The organism is Microbacterium sp. USTB-Y, assembly GCF_023703415.1.
Classification (GTDB): Bacteria; Actinomycetota; Actinomycetes; order Actinomycetales; family Microbacteriaceae; genus Microbacterium.
The window spans coordinates 1-1,707 of record NZ_JAGMTU010000015.1; the positions used below are offsets into that span (position 1 = coordinate 1).

Here is a 1,707-nt window from a genome sequence, read left to right on the forward strand (position 1 = left end):
GGTGAAGCCGATCATCCGGGAGTTGAAGCAGGCGGCGTTGAAGGGGTTCGCGCATGCGGATCACAAGCTGCACCAGTTGACGGCGAACATGGACGGGCATCTCGACGACGTGATCCGTCAGGTCCGTGGCCGCGACCACTACGACGGCAAGGTCGACGTCAGCGTCAAGAAGTTCAAGAGGAACAAGAATCACGACTCGGCCGAGTACACGAGGCAGTACGACGAGCAGATGGACACGCTGCAGAGGATGCCGCTGTCCGACTGGCTGAAGAACCGCATCGAGTACCTCGAGCAGGGTCGTACGTCGGACTCGCTCCGGGCGCAGCAGAACGCCCGTGATGACGCGCTGAAGAACGAGATCGCGCGACTCCGCGAAGCGGGCAAGTCCAGGGACGAGGCGAAGCAGCTTGCCGAGGAATGGCTCAAAGGTCAGGCGGCGCTGCACCGTCTCGACGGCATCGCGGGCGGGAACGTCACCGACATCTCACGGGTCGGCGACACGCGCATCAACTCCTCGCTGGGGTCGCAGTGGAAGAACCGTGTCGGCGACATCGATCAGGCCGTGATCGACTTCATGCACGCCAACCCCGGCGTCGACCTCGACAACACCTTCATCAATGTCGTCCTCCGATAGGTTGGGAAACATGGTTGAGATCGCTGATTTCGTTCCGCATGCGCCGGTTCCGGCGGAGATCATCGACGAGTATCGGGGGCGTGTCCCTGATGAGCTGATCGAGGTCTGGGAGACCTACGGGTACGGAACCTTCGGTGAGGGATTCCTGCGGATCATCGATCCGAAGCTCTATGAGGCCGAGGTCGGAGACTGCATCGGCAAGACGCAGGGCGATGGCATCGCGATCCCGATCATGGTGACCGGACTGGGCGACCTCATCACCTGGGAGCCGAGTCGACCCGGTGTGACGGGGATCCTCTTCCGCCGCGGTACGACGGTCGGACTGGGGACGTTGAAGTCGTTCCTCACGCTCGTCCGCCTCGACGGCGCCGAGGAGCTCTCCGATTCCCTCGATTGGGACATCTTCCCGGAGGCGGTCGCGGCGCACGGTGAGCTGCCGTATGACCAGTCGTTCATCTTCGTGCCGCTGCTGTCGCTGGGCGGGGCGGCGAAGGTCGAGAACCTGCACAAGCGGGAGACGATCGCGTCGATCCAGGTCGCCGTGGATCTGCAGGGCGTCATCGGCCACTGAGTCGAGTCGGTACATGGTTGAGATCGCTGATTTCGTTCCGCATGCGCCGGTTCCGGCGGAGATCATCGAGGAGTATCGGGGGCGGGTCCCTGATGAGCTGATCGAGATCTGGGAGACCTACGGGTACGGCACGTTCGCGCAGGGATTCCTGCGGGTGATCGATCCGAAGCTCTATGAGGCGGAGGTCGGGGACTGCATCGGAAAGACGCAGGGCGATGGCGTCGCGATCCCGATCATGGTGACCGGACTGGGCGACCTGATCACATGGGAGCCCAGCCATCCCGGCGCGGTCGGGATCCTGTACCGCCGCGGTAAGACGGTCGGACTGGGGAGCCTGGATGATTTCCTGTTCCTCGTGAGCGTCGGCGCCGCCCAGACGCTGTCCCGGACGCTCGATTGGGACATCTTCCCGGAGGCGGTCGCGGCGCACGGTGAGCTGCCGTATGACCAGTCGTTCATCTTCGTGCCGCTGCTGTCGCTGGGCGGGGCGGCGAAGGTCGAG

The 1,707-nt window shown here is 63.8% G+C and carries 3 protein-coding genes; all 3 read left to right on the forward strand.

What is annotated here, in order from left to right; translation table 11 throughout:
* Window positions 1-634: polymorphic toxin type 15 domain-containing protein (locus J8G10_RS19260; protein ID WP_374208795.1), on the forward strand; the 634-nt coding region annotated here is incomplete at its 5' end.
* Window positions 635-644: 10 nt separating this feature from the next.
* A complete protein-coding gene (locus J8G10_RS19265; RefSeq protein ID WP_251448595.1) occupies window positions 645-1,205 on the forward strand; it encodes a T6SS immunity protein Tdi1 domain-containing protein in 561 nt (186 codons plus the stop codon).
* Window positions 1,206-1,218: 13 nt separating this feature from the next.
* Window positions 1,219-1,707 (forward strand): GAD-like domain-containing protein (locus J8G10_RS19270; RefSeq protein WP_251448597.1); only part of this gene is annotated, 489 nt, incomplete at its 3' end.

Coding starts and splice junctions, on each gene's coding strand:
- J8G10_RS19265 (WP_251448595.1), top strand. CDS start 645: ATGGTTGAGATCGCTGATTTCGTTCCGCATGCGCCGGTTCCGGCGGAG.